A 19,444-nucleotide genomic window follows, 5' to 3' on the forward strand; every position below is an offset into this window, starting at 1 on the left:
CTCATCGTCCCTGATCGGCGATATACGGTGCGCTCAAGGGGTTCCCACCGGTGTACGGGCTGGGCATCTGCCCGATCGTGCGACCCCATTGCATCTCCAGCTCGGTCAGACTGCCTTCGAATCTGGTACCGGTGAGAAAGCCCGCGTCGAGCCGGCTCAGTGTGAGATCGAAGACCCCGGTGAGGTTGACGTAGTCACCGCGGAAGTAATTGCCGATGTTCTCCTTGACGAACGGGAAGGTCGTCAAGTAGCTCAGCGAGGTGACCATCGCCGGGCCCGCGTTGGCCAGGGACTCCAGTACCGGGCCGAGATCGTTGAGCTCGGTGATCAGGTCGTCTTTGGTCTGATTCACCGTCTCGGCGGTGAGCGCCCCGAACTGACCGAGCTTGTCCAGTGCCAGCGCCAGTTCTGCGCGGCGATCCGCCAGGACGTCGAGCGCTCTGGGAATGGTGTCGAGGGCGCGATCGAGGACCGGTGTCCGTGCGGCAAATTGCGCGACGAGCCGGTTGACGCTGTCGGCGGCGTCGATGATGTCCCTGGTCTGGTTCTCGACATTGCCGACGAATATGTCCACCTGTTCGACGAGGCTGCTCAGGTCACCCGCTCGGCCCGCGAACGCGGTGCTCAACGAGTGGGTGATGTCGTGGACCCGGCCGAGGCCACCACCGTTGAGCACCAGTGACAGCGCGGCAAGTGTCTGCTCGGTGGTCGGGTAACTGCCGCCCGCGGACAGCGGAATCAACGAACCCTCGTGTAGGCGCCCCTCGGCGGCGACGGCGACCGGCGGGGCCAGTTCGATGTGTAATGAGCCCAGCAGGCTGGTCTGGCCTACCGTCGCGGTGGAGTTCGCGGGCAGGTCGACATCGGAGTTGAGTCGTATCGTCAGCAAGGCGTGCCAACCCTGGCGCTCGATCGCGGTGACGCTGCCGACCGTGACATCGCCAACGCGTACACGCGAATTTCGTTGAACGTTACCGACATCGGGTAACTGCGCCATGATGGTGTATGCCCCCGGACCGCTGCCCTCGGTACCGGGCAGCGGCAGCGAGTTCGCGCCCTGCCAACCGCACCCGGCCGTCAGCGATACTGTCGCCACCAGCCCTGCCAGCAGGGGTGTCCCACGGCGACCGGTCATGAACCCGCCCCAGGTGGCATCAACATGTCGTTCAGATCCTGGGGTGCCTGCTCGGCCGGCAACGGCGCCGCAGCAGGAGCCGGGGGTGGGGGCGGCACATAGTCCGGGCGCATCCAATCCTCGCTGTAGGTGATCTCGTTGGGGCGGGCATATGCTCCGACGACTGGGTTCACGCCCAACGGCGGGAAGTTCATCTGCCGGTTCTTCACGATCGGTGCCAGATACTGGACGCAGAGCTTGGCCGACTGTTCGGCATTCAGCCGTGACGCTGCTTGAATTGCCCCACAAAGGAATTGGATCGGATTCGCGAAGTTGTTCAGACTGAACGCACCGGCGAAACCGCCGATGGCGGGTGGATAGATGTTGACGAAGTTGGCAAGCCCGGTCGGCGCGACGTGCAGGGTTTGTTCCAGGTCCTCGCGGCTCTCCTGGAGTGCGCTACTGATCGAGGCCAGCTTGTCTGCCGTCACCCCTATCGTTTCGCGACTGCCCGCGGTGAAGCTCGCAACCTCACCTACGACCGCACTGAGCTCATCGATGGCCGTTCCGATCTCCTGAGGCTGGTTGTCGATCAGCTCCGTGGTGGCTGCCAGGTTGCGGTTCAGCTGGCGCATCACATCCTTGCTGTCCTGCAGCGCCGAGACCACCAGTGCCAGGTTCTGGGCGGTCGCGAAGATGTCGTCGCTGTGATCACCGAGCGCCGACATGGTCGTGGCGAGGCGCTTGATCGCCACGTGGATGTTGTCGCCTTGCCCGCGCAGATTGTCCGCCGCCGAGTTCACGTAGGCGCCGAGCGTGCTCACCCCGCCGGGTTCGGTCGGCTGCAACGCCTCGGCCAACTTGCCCAATTGCTCACGCAGGTCATCCCACTCGACCGGGACGGCGGTGCGGTCGACCGGTATGACGGCCTCGTCTGCCAGCTCCGGCCCGCCGGTGTATGCGGGGACGAGCTGCACTGCCCGGGCCGAGATCAGCGAAGGCGACAGGATCACCGCCTTTGCATCGGCAGGCACGCGGTAGTCGTCATCGACCCACATGGTGATCTGCACCCGGTCCGGTTGCGCCTCGATCGTCGCGATCTCACCGACGCGCACCCCGAGGATCCGCACATCGTCGCCGGGGAAGATGCCCGTGCTGTTCGCGAAATAGGCGGTGATGTGCGTCCGACCTGTAGATTCCCAGAACCGCAGTGCCGCGGCGCCGCAGGCGAACACGGCCACCAGCCCGATGACCGCGGCCAGCCGCCCGGTCTTGGATATCCTCATCATCCTCCGTCCATACCCTGTCCCCGACCCGCAGGTATCTCACCGGGAGCCGGGATGAAAACCGGACCGTGGGTGGGCGGAACCGGCGAGGTGGCACCGGGTTCCGGTGGCCCAGGCGGTGGACCGCCAGGGGCGGGAGCCGGGAGGGGTTCCCGGTACGGGTAACACCCCGTGGGGCCGGGCAGAGGCAGGCCCGGCGGGCCACACCCCGGGTCACCCGGATTTCCGGTGATCGCGTCGGGCACCGTCATGCGTGGAGTACCGCCCTGCCCTGTCCGCGGGAAGGGCACCGGCAGCGCCGGAGTGCCTGGCTGCCCGACCGGTGGATCGGTGAGCTGGGAGGGCGCGAGCACGTTGGGATCCAGCCCCAGGTCGGAAAACGCCGCGTCGATGAAGGGCTGAATATACTGTCCGGGTGGCAGATTGACGACAAACCCTTTGAAGAACGGCCCCGAGGACACCGACTCTCCGAGAGCCATTGCGTAGGAGTTGAGTCGTTTGACAGCATCCTGCAGGCGCCCCCTGCGGTTGTCGATTATGGCCAGCACCCCGTTGAGACGGTCCAACGTCGGTGTGAACGACTCGCGATTCTCCGCTATGAAGGCGCGCACCTGCCCGCTGACCGCGACGATGCTCGAGGAAATGGAATCCAATGCGGCACTTTGGGTCCGGATCTGCGCGAGCAACGCGTTGGAGTTCGTGACCAGATCCACGATCTGACTGCTTCGCTGACCCAGAACCTTGGACACCTTGCCCACATCGGACAGCAGTGACCGCAGCTGGGTGTCGCGTTCGGCCAGGGTTCCCGACAGACGCGAGACTCCGTCAACAGCTGAACGCAGCTCCGGCGGTGTATCGGCGAAAGTCTCGGCCAGCGTCCGCAGCGAGGTCGACAGTTGATCGGTATCCAGACCGTTGATGGTTGCGGAAAGGTCACCCAGCGCATCGGCCAACTGATAGGGCGATGTGGTCTGTTCCAGCAGGATCGGCTGCTTCAGAGGCGCATCACCACGCGGTGTCACCTCGATCACCTTGGCGCCCAGCACCGTTTTGGTCTTGATGGCAGCCTCGGAGCGGTCCCCGACGAAGACGTTGCGGTCGATGTCGAAGGTGACCACTACCCGATCGCCGTCCAGCGCGATGGAGGACACCTGCCCGACCCGCAGGCCTGCCACCTCCACCGGTGAATCCGGTCGCAGCCCGGCCGCATCGGCAAACTGGGCCGTGTAGGTGTGACCAGCGCTGAGAAACGGGATCATGTCATAGTTCAGCGCGCCGACAATCATGGCCGCGATCACCACCGATCCGGCGGCACCCACCTTGACCTGATTGCGTTCTGCCATCGGCTTCATTTCGGCGTGCACCTGCCCGACGTCTGGGCGGCGGCCTTGATGTAGACCGGCTGGCCGCCCTTGCCGTTCACCTTGATGATCGCCTCGCAGATGTAGAAGGCGAACCAATCCCCGTACAGCCCTTGCCTACCCAACATCCGATAGGCGTCGGGCAGGGTGTTGAGCAGGTCATCGAAGTACTCATGATTGTTGAGCACGATGGTCGCCACCCGATCGGTCTCCTGGCGGACCTTCTGGATCGCCGGGCGCGACTGTGCGAGCAGGTCGGCGACCTCACGCGCGGTGCTGTCGAGGTTCGCCGTGGCATCGGCGATCCCGTCCTTGCGTGCGGCCAAGGCAGTGGTCAGTTCTTCGAGCCGGCCGATCGCATTGCCGAAGTCGGCGTCATTGTCACCGATCGCACCGAGCACATTATCGAGATTGGCGATGAGATCCCCGATCAACTCGTCACGGTCTGCCAGCGCGTCGGTGAATATCGCGGTATGGCCCAGCAGGGAACCGATGGTGCGGCCCTGGCCCTGGAAGGCCTGGATGAGTTGTCCGGACAATGCGTTGATCTGGTCCGGGTCCAATGCCCGGAACAGGGGTCGGAATCCACCGATCAGGGTGTCGAGATCCAGTGCGGGTGCGGTGTTGGCCGCAGCGATGGTGTCACCCGGTTTGAGCGGCTCACCGCCGCCGGTGCCGGCTTCCAGTGCCAAATAGCGGTCGCCGTAGAGGTTGTCGAAACGGATGACGGCACGGCTGCTGTTGGTGAGCTGCACGGAGTCGTCGATCTCGAATTCGACGTCCACCGTGCTGTCTCGGCCGATCGTGAGCCGGCCGACCTTGCCGACCTCGACACCGGCGATCCTGACGAAGTCGCCGCTCTTGAGCCCACCGACGTTGCCGAACAGCGCCCGGTAGCTCTGCTGGGATTGGAATCTCACCTGCGCGAACACCGCCACCAGAACGAACAGACCCGTGATGCAGACGGTCAAGAAGATCATCAGGCGCCACAGGACACCCGCTAGCTGTGACTTCATGGCGATGACGCTCCTATCCGCGAGGTGGGTGGTGGAGGCGGCTGCGGGGTCGGCGGCGTTGCCATCGGGAACGGCGCCTCGAATGGCTCGGACCCCGGCGTCGGACCCGGTGCGCGCGGAGCGCCCGGCGGTGGGGCCGGCGGCAGGCCGGGATACAACGGGCTGCCATCCGGCGCATACTGGGGAGCGCCATAGGGCGGGCCACCCGGATACGGAACCGGTGCAGGCGCCGGGCCTTCCAGGTTGCGCACACTCGGTGGTTCTGGAACGGCCCGGGTGACCGGGAAATAGTTCGCCCAGCCGGGAAATCCGATGCCCGGATTGACCCTGATGTCATTGCCGGTACCCCACCCGGTGTTGGTCACCAGCTGCCGCACCGGGAACTGCTTACTCGGGTCGGGCAGCGACCCGCAGCCCGGCTTACCGCCGGGTCCCCCCTTCGCTCCTACGATGGGCAGGTTCTCTGGATACCGATAGGGATCCTGTCCCCAGGCCAGCGAGGCATCCAGGATGATCGAGTACCCGTTACCACCCTCGGCCTGGGCCCCACCGTTGTCGATGAACCACTGGGCACCCAGCAGCGTGCAGGTCAGTGCGGGATGGTGTTCGAAGAGCATCGACGTCGTTGGTTGCAGTGCATCCACGGTGCGCACGAGATCGTCCTTGGCTGCACCGAGCAATTGAGTCCCACTGTCGGCAAATCCGATGACGTTCACCAACAGTGCATCGATATCGTCGGAACGATCGGACACGGTGGTAGAGGTCGTGCTGAGGGCATCCAGAGCCGTCAGCAGATCGCCTGCGGCCGCACCGTAGGTGTCGCTGAAGTCACGCAACGCACGCAGATCGGTGCGGATGGTCTCGTTGCGCGGGTTGATCGCCAGCAGGACCTCGTTGGCATCGCTGGTGGCCCGGCCGATGGCTTCGCCCTGACCGCGTACACCCTCGGCGATGGCACTCAACGTCGCATTCAGTTTCGCCGGATCGACCTTGTCCAGTAACCCCACGAGGTTCTCGAACACCGTGTTGACCTCACTGGTCGTGTCACTCGACCGGAGGCTCTGTCGTGCGGTGATGCGCTCGGGACTCGGGTCACTCGGGTAGATCAGGTCCACGTACTTGGCACCGAAGGCCGTCGTCGCGTTGATCTGCGCGGCCACGTTGGCCGGGATGTACCTGACGTACTGCGGGTCGATCGCCAAGGTCATGATGGCGGTCCCGCCGGCGGCGGACCGGACCTCGGTGACATGGCCGACGGCAAGCCCGCGCATCTTCACCTTGCCGCCGGGTTCCATCACCAGTCCGGATCGGTCGGCGGTGAGCGTGACCGGCAGATAGGAACGGAACCAGCCGTTGAACAGCGCGACGGTCACCGCCGCTATCGCCAGCACGGTGGCCACCAGTAAGGCGGCCGACCATGCCGGACGGATTTGTGAGAATTTCACCGGGAGCATGTCCATCATCCAGACAGGTTGAAGTTGCCGGAACGGCCGTACACCGACAGCGAGATCACCAGGGTCACGAAGACGACGACGATCAGCGAGGTCCGGACCGCTCGGCCGACCGCCTCCCCCACCCCCGCAGGACCACCGCTGGCGGTGTACCCGTAATAGGTGTGGATGACCATGACGGCCAACGCCATTGCCACCGCCTGCACAAAGGACCAGACCAGGTCTGCCGGGTTGAGAAAGGTCTTGAAGTAGTGGTCGTACACGCCCGTCGACTGCCCGTAGACGACCGTCGTGCCCACCCGTGCGGCTACGAACGACATCAGCACGGCCACGCAGTACAGCGGGACCACGACGATGAGACCGGCCAGCAGTCTGGTCGAGGCCAGGTAGGAGATCGACCGCACCCCCATCACTTCCAGCGCATCGATCTCCTCGGAGATGCGCATGGCGCCCAGTTGCGCAGTCGCGCCGGCGCCGATGGTGGCGGCCAGGCCGATACCCGTCGTCAACGGGCCGATGATCCGGACATTGAGGTAGGCCGAGGTGAAGCCCGTCAGGGCCTCCACTCCGACACCGGCCAGCGTGTTGTAACCCTGCACCGCGATCAGCGCACCCGCCGACATGGTCAGGAACGCGACGATGACGATCGTCCCGCCCACCACCGCCAATGCTCCTGCGCCCAGACTCATCTGGGCAACCTGGACGGCGACCTCGGCGCGGTAGTGCACCACGGCGTCGCCGACCGAGCGTACGGTCTGGCCGTAGAACTGGGTCTGTAGGCCCACCTGGTTCCAACCGTCACCGATGCTGCGCACCTTGCGTCGCAGCCGCGGTCGCAGGCTGCTCGGGGCGCCGCCGGTCACATCGTCGCCTGTACGCCGACGGCCGTGACCAACAGATTGATCACGAAGAGCGCCATGAAGGAGAACACCACAGTCTCGTTGACAGCGTTGCCGACGCCGGCCGGCCCGCCCCCGACCGAGATGCCCTTGTAGCAGCCCACCAAGGCGGCCACCAGACCGAACAGTGCCGCCTTGACCAACGAGATCAGGATCTCCGCGCCTCCGGTGAAGAGAGTCATCCCTGCAACGAACGCGCCGGGTGTCACGTGCTGAACGAACACCGAGAAGAAGAACCCGCCGAGGACGCCCACCACGCAGACCACCGAGTTCAGCAGCAACGCGACGATCACGGTGGCCACCACCCGGGGAACCACCAGCGCCTGGAGCGGATCGATGCCCATCACTCGCATGGCGTCGAGTTCGTCGCGGATCGTGCGTGCGCCCAAGTCCGCGCACATCGCCGTGGCGGCAGCACCGGCGACGACGAGAACCGTTACCAGTGGGCCGATCTGAGTGACGGCGCCGAAGGCTGCGGTGGCACCCGAGAAGTCCGCAGCCCCGAATTCGACGAGCAGGATGTTAAAGATGAAGACCGACAGCACAGTGAACGGGATGGAGAGCATCACCGTCGGCACAATGGACACCCGAGCCACGAACCACATCTGAAAAATGCACTCACGCCATGCGAACGGCGGTCTTGGCAACAGCATCGCGGTGTCGATCACCATGGAGATGAAGCCGCCGACACCCCGCATGGGTTTGGCGATCAAGTCGACGCTGACCACTCCCACCTGCTCTCTCTATCGCGGTGCGAGGTGACACCGCTGTCACCTGAATGCAACAGGTGCCGCTGCGACCCAGCAACAGCTTCGATTTCATATGGTGCAGAACATGATTGGAGGACTTGCTTTACTCGCACTATTTGAAGTGGGCGGACTTGACCGCAGTGCGGCACCGCGGCCGACAATGGGCACAATAGCTTTCAGCCACCAGACGGATGCGCAGGGCCAAGTTGAGCCAGATGGTTGCCCCGGAGTGCCGGGAGATGACGCCCACGGAGGACGATGACGCACCATCGCGGGCACGCCGATGGCCGCCACGGCCGACCACATTGCTGTGCGCTGCGATCATCGTCGCGCTGACGGTGCTGTGCGGATTTCTCGGTATCCGCGGCTACGAGGGCGGTCAGGAACTCCGCCGTCAGGAGTCATTCCTGGCCGCCGCACGTGCGGGTTCGGAGATGCTGACCACCATCGACGCCGCCCACGTGGACGATAACGTGGCCCGCATCATCGCCTCGTCGACCGGGCCGTTCCTGGAAGATTTCCAGCGGCGCTCCGAGGCTTTTGTAGAGGCAGTGACCAGGGCCCAGTCCACCACTCGTGGCACCGTCCTGGAAGCGGGACTCGAGCAGGTCCGCGGCGACCAGGCCGATGTTCTGGTGACAGTTGCGGTGACCACGTCGATCAACGGCGCCGAGGCACAGCCGCGACAGTGGCGCATGCGGATCGGTGTTCAACAGGACGGATCGACAGCGAAGGTGTCCAATGTGGAATTTGTCCCCTGACCGCCGCCCGCGGCCCGCGGTCGTCGCCGGCTGCGTGGCGCTGTTGTTGACCTGCGGTGCGGGTTGGCTCAAGCATCACGATGCCCAGCAGCGTGCGGAGCTGATGGCGGGCCCGGAATCGGTCCGCGCCGCCACCGAGTCCACCATCGCCATGCTGAGCTACTCCTCCGACACCGTCGAAACAGATCTGCTGCCGGTCCGTGACCAACTCACCGGCGAGTTCCGCGACTCCTTCACCACGCTCGTCAACGATGTGGTGATCCCCAGCGCGCAGGAGAAGAAGATCCGATCCACCGCAACGGTTCCCGCGGCGGCATCGGTATCGGCCGACAGCACCCATGCCCTGGTGCTGGTCTACGTCAATCAGACCACCGTGATCGGCGATGACCCTCCCACCGATACCGCATCAAGCGTGAAGGTCACCCTTGAGCAGATCAACGGACGATGGCTGATCTCGGACTTCGCGCCGATCTGAACAGAAACGGGACCACATGAAGACAGCGATTGCAGCGACGACCGTCGTGCTGGCGGTTGCCGGCTCCACGCACCCGGCCGCGCACGCGGACAACAACCGGCTGAACTCTTCGGTGGTGCAGATGGTGAGCATCGTGCAGTACAAGGCGGGCTGCCGTGCCAAGCTCCGAGTCGACGCCCGGTTGCAGCAGGCCGCCCAACGGCATGCGCTCGACGTCCGCGACAACCGGTCCCTGGCCGGCCACACAGGATCCGATGGTTCCACGGTTCAACAGCGGGCGGCGGCTGCCGGATACCCCGGGTCAGCCCAGGAGACGGTGGCGATCAACCCCGCGCTGGCGATCAGTTCGATGGAACTGATCAACATGTGGTACTGGGATCCGGAGGACTTCGCGGTGATGAGTAACTGCGCACAGACCGACATCGGGGTCTGGTCGGAGAACTCCCTTGATCGCACCGTGGTCGTCGCGGTCTACGGCAACCCATCCCGATGATGCCACCGATATGCCTGCAGAAGTTGGTGATTCACCTCCGAGCCGCGTAGTCGATCGGAGTAGTGCCAACACCACGCAGGGTTCTTCCCAAGGCAGTTGCGGTCAGTAAAGCTGGAATCAGGCACTGCCGGCCGCCCGCGGCGCCCGGCGCTTGCAACAGAAAGAGTGACAAATAATGGTTCAACCGGCCACCGATCAGCGTCCAACCGTTGACTTCGACCACTACGATCAGAGTATCGCGCACCGCATCCACGATGTGTACCGAGGCCTGCGCAGCGAGAATCCGATGCAGTGGACCAACAGTCACGGCGGTTACTGGATTGCGACTGAATACGAATCGATTCACGCGATCGCCTCGGCACCGAACGAATTCACCTCCGGAGAAGCCCTCATTCCGGATATGACCGCGGGCAATCCACTGATACCGCAGATGCTCGAGGACCCCGAGCACCGTCTCTATCGGACGCTGTTGCGGGACTGGTTCACACCGCGGCGCATCACCGGTTTCGAGCCGGTCCTGCGGGACCTGACCGCCGAGGTCCTGGCATCGTTGACCTCGCCGGCCGACCTGGCCACCGAATTCGCTCTGCCGATCCCGATGGAGATGATTCTGCGGGTCGTCGGCGTCCAGGCTCAAAACATGGATGTCATTCGTGACGGGGTCCGATACATGGTCGACCAGGCCGGGCAGGACACCAGCGGCGCGGTCGACGCATGGCAAGGGGCGATGGCTTTTGTCCAGGACGTCATCATCGCGCCGCTGCGCGAGAAGCCCGGCGACGACCTGCTCAGCTACCTCCTCGCCAAGCAACCCGAGGTGGCGGAACTGACCGATGAAGTAATCGCCGCGATCGGATTCAGCATCATCGGTGCCGGGTTCGATACCACCTATAAGACGCTGGCCACGACGCTGGCCTATTTCGCCGAGAATCCCGAGGTGCAGGCGCAGGCGCGGAAATCTCCGTCGGCACAAGTCGTGGAGGAGGCGTTGCGACTGTTCGCGCCTGTGGTGACCGGACGTACCGTCGCGACCGATACCACGGTGGCGGGCCAGACACTCAAGGCCGGCGAGCGGGTTCTGCTCGCGCTTCCCGCGGCTAACCGTGACCCGGCCGAGTTCTCCGACCCCGATCAGCCCCAATTCGACCGAAACAACGTCCGTCACTTGACTTTCGGGAGCGGTATTCACAAGTGCTTGGGCATGCACCTGGCCCGACTGGAGCTCCGGGTGGCCATCGAGGAGGTGTTCCGGGCGTTCGATGACTTCTGCGTCGCGCCCGGCGAACAGGTCAAGTACGTGCAGAGCCAGGTATGGGGGGCCGTGTCGGTCCCCATCTCGTTCACTCGCGCCACGAACGTGTAGAGCCGCCCCAACCCTGTCAGCTAGGCGGTCGCGGCGGCACAACCGCAGGGACGGGCCCGCGAGAATCCGAAACCAAATATGGTTCATTGGAGGATAATTCGGTGTTGGTCGAATCAGTATGGCGTAGCCTGAGCCGGACGAGGCGGATGGGCACTGCCCCGTCGGTCGCATCCGACTCCCGGATCAGTGCTGCGCGCTCGACGGCCTCATTGCCGTCCTCGGGCGGCGACTCCTACCAGGGTGGGCCGGTTTCGCCCAGTGAATGCGCACTACTGGTTCTGGGCTGCCAACCTGAGATCCTTGCCTCGATACCGCAACACGACGCGCTTATCGCAAGAATCAACAAGGTTGTGGACATTGCGCGCATTCACGAGGGAATCGTGGTCCATGCGCGACTGGCGTTCGACCAGATGGACTATCGGTTCCCGCCGCTGACGAACAAGGAGTTCGCGACAGTGGTGCAGGAGCACCGACTGCGCAACGGAACTCCTGACGCCGGTCTACACCCGGCATTGAGCGTGCGACCGGAGGACATCGAGTTGCGCACCACCCGGTGGGGGATCTTCTCCACCGGCCTGGACGAGCAATTGACCAACTACGGGGTGACAACCCTGATAATCGCCGGATGCCATACCAGCGGTGCAGTATTGACCACAATCAGAGAAGCCGCCGACCGCGATTACCGGATCATCGTGGTCGCCGAGTGCACGGCTGACGCTGATCCCGAGGTGCACGACTTCCTGCTGCGGCGGGTGTTTCCCCGTCAGGCCGAGATCTGGACGGCCGCAGAGTTGTACTCATCACTGGCTGCCAACAAATCGGCCAATAGACCCAGTTGACCTCGATGCTGCTTCAGTCCTGCGTCGGCACAGGTGCATACGCGAAAGGACCCTGGTAGCCGACCGCACGCTGCCAGACCCCGACTACGACGGGCGCGCAATAGCCCGCGGCCAGGGTCGAGAGAGCCACCTGTGTCGAACGTGCTGGTCCAACTTCGCGCCCGCCGGAGGTGAGTGAGCGTGACTCGGTCCCCCACGCGCTCTATAGAGACAGGCCGGTAAGGAAAACTCTCAAGTCCCCCGGCGTGCGGCTGGTGCGCATCCGCCTTTTCTCATACACAAGATCAAGGAGACTGCGTCCTCCAAATCGTCTGGATTCAGCACCTTTTGCAGAAGCAAGCCGCGAAGAGCGGCGACCGTGACGGTGGCCATGCTCAGCGCTTCCTTGGTGTCATGCCCTTCGCGCTCCGCGAGCGTGGCCAGCATCGCGGTCAGATCGTCGAGCGAGTCGATGAACCCACGAAACTCTCCTGGGTTGTATGCGGCGAGCCCGACAACGTGAAAGAACCCGCGAACACGCGCCAGTTGCTCCGGGCGGGTGTAGGCCCGCCAGATCGCCCCGACGAGATCATCGAAGGTGCCCTGCATGGCGGTCTGGAACAGCACCTCGTTGTCTCGGGCACGCTGCACTGTGAGCATGGCCGCCAAGACGCCCGAGAGTGATCCGAAGTGGTACCGCAGCAGGGCATGGCTGGTCCCAGCCCGGCCCGCGACCTCGCGCAGCGACACCTCCGGCGAGGGAAGATCGTCGGCGAAGGCTTCAAAGAGCCGAGCCAGCAGACGCTCGCGCGCGTCGCCTCCATTTTGTCCGCTTGACAAGATCACCTCCACAACCTATCCATTGGATAGTAATTTTCCAACGGATAAATTGGTAGCGGGCACGCGCACCGTGCCCGCCGGCTTGTGAAGGGCTACTGATGAGCTCCATGTGGCAAGGTTGTCTCGCCGACACCGACTATTTCGAGATGCGCTCCAGCGACGGCCATGACTACGGTGTCTGGGTTACCACGCCACCGGGCTACGACCGCGCCACGGCGAATTCGCCTGCGGTGTATGTGCTCGACGGGAACTTCGCTGTTGGCCTGACGGCTCCGCTCATCGTCACCCAGATCGACCCCATGCAACGGATCCAGCCCTACATTCAAGTCAGCGTTGGCTACGCGGGCGAGGAAGCACAGGACTGGGACCGGTTGCGCAACAGAGACTTCGTGCCGCCCGGCGAACCCATCGCCAAGGAGCTCATAGATGCGGTGGAGTTGGGATTGCAAGCGGGCACCAGGACGCGGGAGGAGGCCGACGCCTACCTTGCCGAATTACGCGATACGCACGCCGATGCATTCCTGCGCTTCCTCACCGCGGAGCTACACCCGCGGATCGAACACGACTACGGCACTGCCACAAGCGGTCACGGCCTTTTCGGCTACTCCTACGGAGGGCTCTTCAGTCTCTACACCTGGCTCACCGGCACCACCCACTTCGAGAGCATCGGAGCCGGCAGCCCCGGCGTCATCGCAGGCGACAGTCGAATTTTCAGTCAACTCCTGGAACTGGGCGATAGCCGGAGGGCCTCTACACTGCACGTGACCCTCAACGACCGGGAGCTGCTCGGAGAGCTGGCAGTCTATCGACGCCTCGCCGCAAACACGGCCACCGTCCTTGACCGCCTCCTCTCACGCAGCGAAGCGGTCACCAGCGAGATCCTGCGCGAAACCCACGTCACTGGCCTCCAGGCCTCGTTCCTCAGCTATCTCAGGACCAGCCGTTCCCTCTGAGCGCTGCGTCCCGCGGCCGCGATCAACAGCACTGTGATCGGCAACTTGGCCAACGTGGTGCATCTCCCGCTCGGCGTAAGTTGCGCCGATAGCGCGCTGAGTTGAACGTGGTGCGCTGCGCAGGCGACTTCGCAGCAGATGCCGGGAGGCAGTTCGTCGATGTGACGCTCATCGCGAGAATATGACACCGGTTCTGAGAATCTACAGTTGATGTAGATTCTCAGATCCAATGTCATATGGTCGGGCGTGTGAGCTGCGGCAATTCCGATTTGTCTCACTTGATGTCACGGGATTCTGTCTCAAAGTCGTGTCATATCCGATGGGGCCAAATTGATGTGAAGTTCGCTCGGAACAAACTGCGGAGATTGCGTATGTTGACGACGGTCGAAAAGTAGGCCAGAAGCGACGGTGAAAAGTAGGCCACGTGGTCGTGGTTATTGTGCCGTGTTGTCGGCTCTGGCGGAGGGCAAGGTGTCGATTCCGGTGTCTTTGAGCCGATAGCTGGAGCCTTTGAGGGTCAGGACGTCGGCGTGGTGCACGATGCGGTCGATCATCGCCGCGGCCACCACTTGGTCTCCAAACACGTCGCCCCAGCGGGCGAAGGGCAGGTTCGAGGTCAGGATCAGTGAGGCGTGCTCGTAGCGGCTGGAGACGAGTTGGAAGAACAGGTTCGCCGCGTCCTGCTCGAAGGGGATGTAGCCGACCTCGTCGACGACGAGCAGACCGATGCGCCGCAGCTTGACCAGCTCGGCAGGGAGCCGCCCGGCGTTGTGGGCGGCTTTGAGTCGGGCCACCCAATCCACCGCGGTGGCGAACGCGATGCGGTGCCCGGTCTGGGCAGCTTTGACCGCTAATCCGATCGCGAGGTGGGTCTTGCCAGTTCCGGGCGGCCCGAGGAGAACGACGTTGGAGGCCTTGGCCAGGAACGCGCCGGTGCCCAGGTGGGCGATCATGTCCCGGTTCAGCGCCGGCTGGTGATCGAAGTTGAAGTCCTCCAACGATTTGCGAGTCGGGAAACCGGCGGATCGGATACGCGTCGCCGCGCCGGAGGCTTCCCGGGCCGCGACCTCCCGTGACAGGACCGCGGCGAGGTATTCCTCGTGGGTCCAGCCCGCGTCGCGGGCTTGCTCGGCCAGCCGGGCAGCCGAGTCGCGGATGCGCGGCGCCTTGAGAGCCTGGGCGTAGTGCAGGACGGCCTTCATCGGATCCTCGGCCATGCTTATGCCACCTCACCATCGGAAGTGACTGTGCCCGTCGTGAAGTCGACGCCGAACGCCCGGTCGTAGTCAGCCAGGTCGCGCACCAGCTGATCACCTGCCGCCGGAGGCGGGCCGGCCTGGAACTGGTGGCGCAGCACCGCGGCAGCCTGCACGTGGGTGGGATCGGTGAGGGTTTGTCGCGCCGCCCAGCAGCGGTCGTGAGCCGCCAGCAGGCGCCCTGACCGGGTCACCGTCACACGGCTCAGGGTGGTGCTCACCTCGACGAGTTGGCCGATCGCATGGGGGTCCACGGAGTAGTCATTGCCGGCCACCCGCACGTAGTAGTCGCGTCCCAGCCGCACCGAGGTCACCGTCTCGACGGTCGGCGGCACCGGTGGTAGCGCCAGCATGTGCGCGCGATCGATATCGAGGAAGTCGACCGGACGACCATCCAACACCCGCACCCGTCGGTTGTTGGCAAGCGGAAGCCACTGCCCGAGCTGATCATTGAAGTCGTGCGGTGAGCTGAAGCTGCGACCGGGCAGAAACGAGGTCTCCAGATACCGGTTGACTCGCTCCACCATTCCTTTGGATTCGGGGTCGTTAGGCTTCATCTGCACCAGTCGCGACCCCAGCGTGCCCACCAAGGCCGTCACGGGTTCGCTCAATCGGCCGCGACGGCCGATCCCGGCTTCGTTGTCCCACCACAACTCGTGGGGCACCGTGGTGAAGTTCTGCGAGAGCAGCTGCCACATCCCGGCCACGAGGTCCATGGTTTGGCGCGAGGGCAGCATCACCGCGGCGACGAACCGCGAGAACGCGGCCACCATCACCAGCACCGGCAGCATCGCCTCCTGACCGAACCCGACCGCAATCCTCGGTGCCGGGAACCACAGGTCGCACTGGATCACCCGACCCGGCGGATGCTCGAGGCGATCGACCGGATCAGCAGGCAGATACTCCGGACGGATCGCCCGGACCCGCTCCCGGAACCAGGAGATCGAGCCGGTCCAGCCGACCCGCTCGGCGAGCACCGTCGCCGGCATCCGGGGATAAACCGACAACAACGCCCGAAGCCGCGGCTCCACCTCGGTGATCGCCGACGGACCTGCCGCCCGCTCGTACTTCGGCGGACCATCACTGGCCAACGCGCTGGCCACCGTGTCTCGCGCGATGCTCAGCTCTCGTGCGATAGCCCGCTGCGACAACCCTTCGCTGCGGTGAAGGTGCCGGATCAAGGCCCAGTCTTCCAAGGAGATCACCCATCCAATCTGATTGGGTGGCCTACTTTTCAACCGTCGCGACTGGCCGGATTTTCAACCGTCGTCAACAGCGTACGCGCCGACGACTTCGATTCGTCACCGTGACGCTCGCGTCGCCCTTCGGGTCACGTCGCCCTGTTTTCATTGGATTCCGGGAACAGCGGCAACGAGAAGGCCTGGGAGGTGTGCCACCCGAGGGGGTCGGTGTCCAACTTGCCATAGGGGCACGGCGCAAGATGCAGATTTTCGACGCCGCGGAGACCATCAACGAACGATGCAAGACCATGCCTGGCAGGTCGCAGCCGAGTACCACTCTGAAACACTTCCTGTTGCGACACAATGCAGGAATGGCAAGCAAACGCGACGGCGAAGTGCCCCAGCAAGTGATTAAGCTGGGGCGGACTGCGACAGGAGCTGAGAAGGGCACCGTTTCCCCCGAAAAGCCCTCCCAGATCAGCCATCTGGTTTCCTCCGCCTCCGCGAGCACCAACTCATCCTCGGGCGGTAGTGCAGCCCTAGATCGACGCCGGTTTGATGCCCGACAAACGCAGGCGACAGCGAAGCTCTCCGCCGGAGATGTCGACGAGGCGATTGAACTCTTCAGCGCCAACATCGATGCCGCCGTTGCCAGCGACGAGTGGGCACTCTTGATACAGGCCCGACGTGGTCTCGGCGAGGCGTACCTCGTGACAGCCCGCTCCGAGGAAGCGTTACATATTTTTCTTGCCATTGCTGAGGAAGCAGAGGACGAGACAGCATCCAGTGGCCTCATCGACGACGCCACCGTCGCCGAGGCACACGGTGACGTAGCGGGGGCGATGGTGCGATTGGACCAGCGCACCGAAGCGATCCGCCACCTGGAACTCGCCCTGGACAGAATGCAGTCCCGGTTCGGCACCGAGACCGCAATGTCCATCCGAATGGTGCGCCGCCAGCTTGCCCTGCTCTACCTGGCTTCGGGCGCGCCGGCGGCGGGACTGGAAACACTGGACACCGACGTGGCGATCAGCAGGCAGCAGTCCGACGATAGGCAGGCGCACCAAGAGCACATTCGCGCACAACGGATCCACCAACTTGTGAAAGACCTTGCTGCGGCCAGAATCGAGCGCGAAGCCAGTGCCATTACCGCCGAACTCATCGCAGAGATGACCAGTTGGTATCCAGAGGGTCGTTGGTTAGGTGGCGAGCCCGTACTGCGCGCGCTGGTCGGTGCGAGTCCGGCGCGACTGGTAGTCGCCCGCATCTCCTGCGAGATCGACAGCCCCGATACGCCCGATCGCCTCGGTGTCGACGCCGATGCCCGCGCGCTAGCCGCGCTGCTCGCCTCACGCAGCATGACCCCACCTCTAGCCCTCGGTGTGTATGGGTCGTGGGGCAGCGGCAAGACGTTCCTCATGCGGCGCATTCAGTCCTGGATCACACAGTTCGAAAAGCGCGCCGCCAGAGAGGACTCCGCATTCGAACACGGCATCGCCCACGTGCGGTTTAGCGCCTGGCACTACGCCGACGGAAACTTGTGGGCCAGCCTACTCAGCGAGGTCTTCCAAGCCCTCAATCAGACACCGACGCACCCCGAGGCCACCCTCGCGGCCGCGATGGCAAAAATCGACGGGGCACAACAAATCCGCGCAGGACTACAGCAGCGGGTCGACGAAGCCCGCAACGTTGTCGACGCTGCCGAAGCAGCCGTCGCCGAAGCCCAGAGCCGCCTGCAGGCCGCCATCTCCACAGTCGCCGAAGTGAAGGCCAAAGACCTATTGGCCGCCTTGGACAACGCAAAACACTCTGACGTCGTGTCCGCAGAGCTTCGGGACAAACTCGACCAGGCCAGCACCGAACTGGGAATCCCAACCGCGCAAGTCGGGGCGCGCAGCCTGCTCACCACGGCCAATGAAGTCGTCCACCTGACCAAACGGACAAAGGTCCTGGCGACTACCGGAAAGCACTGGTGGTCTTCTCCGTTGGCGCTGTCTGTCCTTGCGTTCGCGGTCATTGCCACAGCCGGTATCGCAATTCCACACATCGTCGACGCCCAGCAATGGACCACTCCCGCGGCGGCAGCCGCCGCCCAGTTCGCGGCCCTGTGCACGGCCAGCGCGGCGTGGATCGGCCGTCAGAGCCGACTGGTCAAAACCCTCTTGGCACCTGCCGAAGCCGTTCAGCGTGAGATCGAGGCACGGGTAGCCACAGTCCGCGCCGAACACCAAGCCGAGATTGCGGTAGCCCAAAGATCCGAGGCGGCGGCTCAGATCGAATTGACCACCCTGACCGAACAGCACGTAGCCGCTGCCGCCCAGGCCCGAGCTGCAGAATCAGAACACGACCACTTGACGGGAACGGTTCTCCTACAGCGATATCTGGCTGAGCGAGCCGGAAGCGACGACTACGAGCGCCACCAAGGGTTAGTAGCCCTGGCCCACCGCGATCTAAAGAATCTCAGCGACTACCTCACCACTGCCCACAACGACACAGATGCCCTCCCCTCTTTACGTCGCATCGTGCTCTATGTTGACGATCGCGATCGCTGCGAACCCGAAGTCGTCGCCGACGTACTGGCCGCAGTGCACCTCTTGCTGGCCCTGCCCCTATTCGCGGTGGTCGTCGGCGTCGACCCGCACTGGCTGGAGCAGTCACTGGCCAAGACACATCGCGAACTGTTCGGTGCCGGCGCAGGAGCCGTAATGCCCGCGGACTACCTAGAGAAGATTTTTCAACTCACGTACACCCTGCCAGCCATGTCAGCCGCCAGCTGCGAACAGTTGCTGACCGGTGTGAGTGGTGAGCTGCTGCCCAGCGCCTCCGAGCCGACCGATCCCCGCGCGCCTACTGGCTCCTACACGCTCGAGTCCGCAGAGACGCCCACCAATCGGACGGACTCAAGGACTGCCCCCACAGCGCCGCCGCTGGCGCGGACGACCTCCGTCAGCCTGGAAGACGAACGAATGGGCGAGGCACTGTCCTTGGGACAACGCGAGATTACGGATATCGGCTTGGTGGCTGCGTTGGTAGCAACCACACCACGGCGGGCCAAACGCTTCTTGAGTACCTACCTCGTCGTGCGCGCACGGGTCTACGCCGACCACCGCCCTTACACCGGGCCCAGTGACGAAAGCTCCCGCGGGCTCCTTCTCCTCGTTGCGTTGATGGTTGGCACACCGACTACAACTGCCGCGCTCAGCGATCCCACTCTTGCCAGTTCCACCGACAAGGTCCGCCAGTGGATCAACGATCGACTGAACACGCCCGATCCGGTCGCAGACAGCACCGACCGACAGCGGCTAGCCGACTTCACCACGGGAGCCAACCCGATGTGTGACGTGCCGATGCACAACGTCGTGCTCTGGCTCGACGTAGCAAGCCGATACATGCCGCTGCCAGGTAGGAAATCAGCCCAGAACTGATGC

General features: G+C 64.1%; 17 protein-coding genes. 7 read left to right on the forward strand and 10 right to left on the reverse strand.

Features of this window, described 5'->3' with window-relative positions; translation table 11 throughout:
- Nucleotide 1 precedes the first annotated feature (1 nt).
- Genes V4U86_RS21585 through V4U86_RS21615 form a run of 7 tightly spaced genes read right to left on the reverse strand, consistent with a single transcriptional unit; the run spans nt 2 to nt 7,825 of the window.
- Nucleotides 2-1,135 carry an MCE family protein gene (locus V4U86_RS21585; protein ID WP_395307953.1) on the reverse strand — a complete coding sequence of 378 codons (1,134 nt, stop codon included), beginning with the start codon at nt 1,133-1,135 and terminating at the stop codon, nt 2-4.
- A complete protein-coding gene (locus V4U86_RS21590; protein WP_395312152.1) occupies nt 1,132-2,400 on the reverse strand; it encodes an MCE family protein in 1,269 nt (422 codons plus the stop codon). The genes V4U86_RS21585 and V4U86_RS21590 overlap by 4 nt, the downstream gene beginning before the upstream one ends.
- A complete protein-coding gene (locus V4U86_RS21595) occupies nt 2,400-3,752 on the reverse strand; it encodes an MCE family protein (RefSeq protein ID WP_395307954.1) in 1,353 nt (450 codons plus the stop codon). The genes V4U86_RS21590 and V4U86_RS21595 overlap by 1 nt, the downstream gene beginning before the upstream one ends.
- The gene (locus V4U86_RS21600; protein ID WP_395307955.1) at nt 3,749-4,777 is read right to left on the reverse strand and encodes an MCE family protein; all 1,029 of its coding nucleotides are present in this window, start codon (nt 4,775-4,777) and stop codon (nt 3,749-3,751) included. The genes V4U86_RS21595 and V4U86_RS21600 overlap by 4 nt, the downstream gene beginning before the upstream one ends.
- The gene (locus V4U86_RS21605) at nt 4,774-6,231 is read right to left on the reverse strand and encodes an MCE family protein (RefSeq protein ID WP_395312153.1); all 1,458 of its coding nucleotides are present in this window, start codon (nt 6,229-6,231) and stop codon (nt 4,774-4,776) included. The genes V4U86_RS21600 and V4U86_RS21605 overlap by 4 nt, the downstream gene beginning before the upstream one ends.
- Nucleotides 6,232-6,236: 5 nt before the next feature.
- Nucleotides 6,237-7,091 carry an ABC transporter permease gene (locus tag V4U86_RS21610; RefSeq protein ID WP_395307956.1) on the reverse strand — a complete coding sequence of 285 codons (855 nt, stop codon included), beginning with the start codon at nt 7,089-7,091 and terminating at the stop codon, nt 6,237-6,239.
- Complete coding sequence (locus V4U86_RS21615) at nt 7,088-7,825, reverse strand: MlaE family ABC transporter permease (protein WP_395312154.1); 738 nt, start codon at nt 7,823-7,825, stop codon at nt 7,088-7,090. Before V4U86_RS21615 ends, V4U86_RS21610 begins: the two co-directional genes overlap by 4 nt.
- Before the next feature lie 290 nt (nt 7,826-8,115).
- Between V4U86_RS21615 and V4U86_RS21620 the strand changes: the two genes are divergently transcribed.
- The 5 genes from V4U86_RS21620 to V4U86_RS21640 all read left to right on the forward strand — a co-directional run bounded on the left by V4U86_RS21620 (nt 8,116) and on the right by V4U86_RS21640 (nt 11,807).
- Nucleotides 8,116-8,637: a mammalian cell entry protein gene (locus V4U86_RS21620; RefSeq protein ID WP_395307957.1), complete on the forward strand. Its 522-nt coding sequence runs from the start codon at nt 8,116-8,118 to the stop codon at nt 8,635-8,637.
- On the forward strand, nt 8,618-9,112 hold the full coding sequence (locus tag V4U86_RS21625) for a hypothetical protein (protein WP_395307958.1): 495 nt from the start codon (nt 8,618-8,620) through the stop codon (nt 9,110-9,112). Before V4U86_RS21620 ends, V4U86_RS21625 begins: the two co-directional genes overlap by 20 nt.
- A 16-nt stretch (nt 9,113-9,128) precedes the next feature.
- Nucleotides 9,129-9,605 carry a CAP domain-containing protein gene (locus V4U86_RS21630; protein WP_395307959.1) on the forward strand — a complete coding sequence of 159 codons (477 nt, stop codon included), beginning with the start codon at nt 9,129-9,131 and terminating at the stop codon, nt 9,603-9,605.
- 175 nt (nt 9,606-9,780) lie between these two features.
- Nucleotides 9,781-10,968, forward strand: coding sequence for a cytochrome P450 (locus V4U86_RS21635; protein ID WP_395307960.1), 1,188 nt, complete (start codon nt 9,781-9,783; stop codon nt 10,966-10,968).
- Between the two features lie 146 nt (nt 10,969-11,114).
- Complete coding sequence (locus V4U86_RS21640; protein ID WP_395307961.1) at nt 11,115-11,807, forward strand: cysteine hydrolase; 693 nt, start codon at nt 11,115-11,117, stop codon at nt 11,805-11,807.
- Nucleotides 11,808-12,038: 231 nt separating this feature from the next.
- Here the strand turns inward: V4U86_RS21640 and V4U86_RS21645 are convergent, their stop codons facing one another.
- Complete coding sequence (locus V4U86_RS21645; protein ID WP_395307962.1) at nt 12,039-12,638, reverse strand: TetR/AcrR family transcriptional regulator; 600 nt, start codon at nt 12,636-12,638, stop codon at nt 12,039-12,041.
- An 86-nt stretch (nt 12,639-12,724) separates the two neighbouring features.
- On the opposite strand from V4U86_RS21645, the gene V4U86_RS21650 reads away from it, so the two are divergent.
- Complete coding sequence (locus V4U86_RS21650; protein ID WP_395307963.1) at nt 12,725-13,579, forward strand: alpha/beta hydrolase; 855 nt, start codon at nt 12,725-12,727, stop codon at nt 13,577-13,579.
- 434 nt (nt 13,580-14,013) lie between these two features.
- Here V4U86_RS21650 and istB read toward each other — a convergent pair whose 3' ends face one another.
- Both istB and istA read right to left on the reverse strand, forming a co-directional pair.
- On the reverse strand, nt 14,014-14,796 hold the full coding sequence (gene istB, locus V4U86_RS21655) for an IS21-like element helper ATPase IstB (RefSeq protein ID WP_395307447.1): 783 nt from the start codon (nt 14,794-14,796) through the stop codon (nt 14,014-14,016).
- A gap of 2 nt (nt 14,797-14,798) precedes the next feature.
- Entirely contained in the window at nt 14,799-16,031 is a 1,233-nt protein-coding gene (gene istA / locus V4U86_RS21660) for an IS21 family transposase (protein ID WP_395311938.1), read from the reverse strand.
- 245 nt (nt 16,032-16,276) lie between these two features.
- Here istA and V4U86_RS21665 point away from each other — a divergent pair, with 245 nt between their 5' ends.
- Nucleotides 16,277-19,441, forward strand: coding sequence for a P-loop NTPase fold protein (locus V4U86_RS21665; protein WP_395307964.1), 3,165 nt, complete (start codon nt 16,277-16,279; stop codon nt 19,439-19,441).
- The last annotated feature ends 3 nt before the right edge of the window (nt 19,442-19,444 follow it).

This window comes from Mycobacterium sp. AMU20-3851 (assembly GCF_043974665.1).
Taxonomy (GTDB): Bacteria; Actinomycetota; Actinomycetes; order Mycobacteriales; family Mycobacteriaceae; genus Mycobacterium.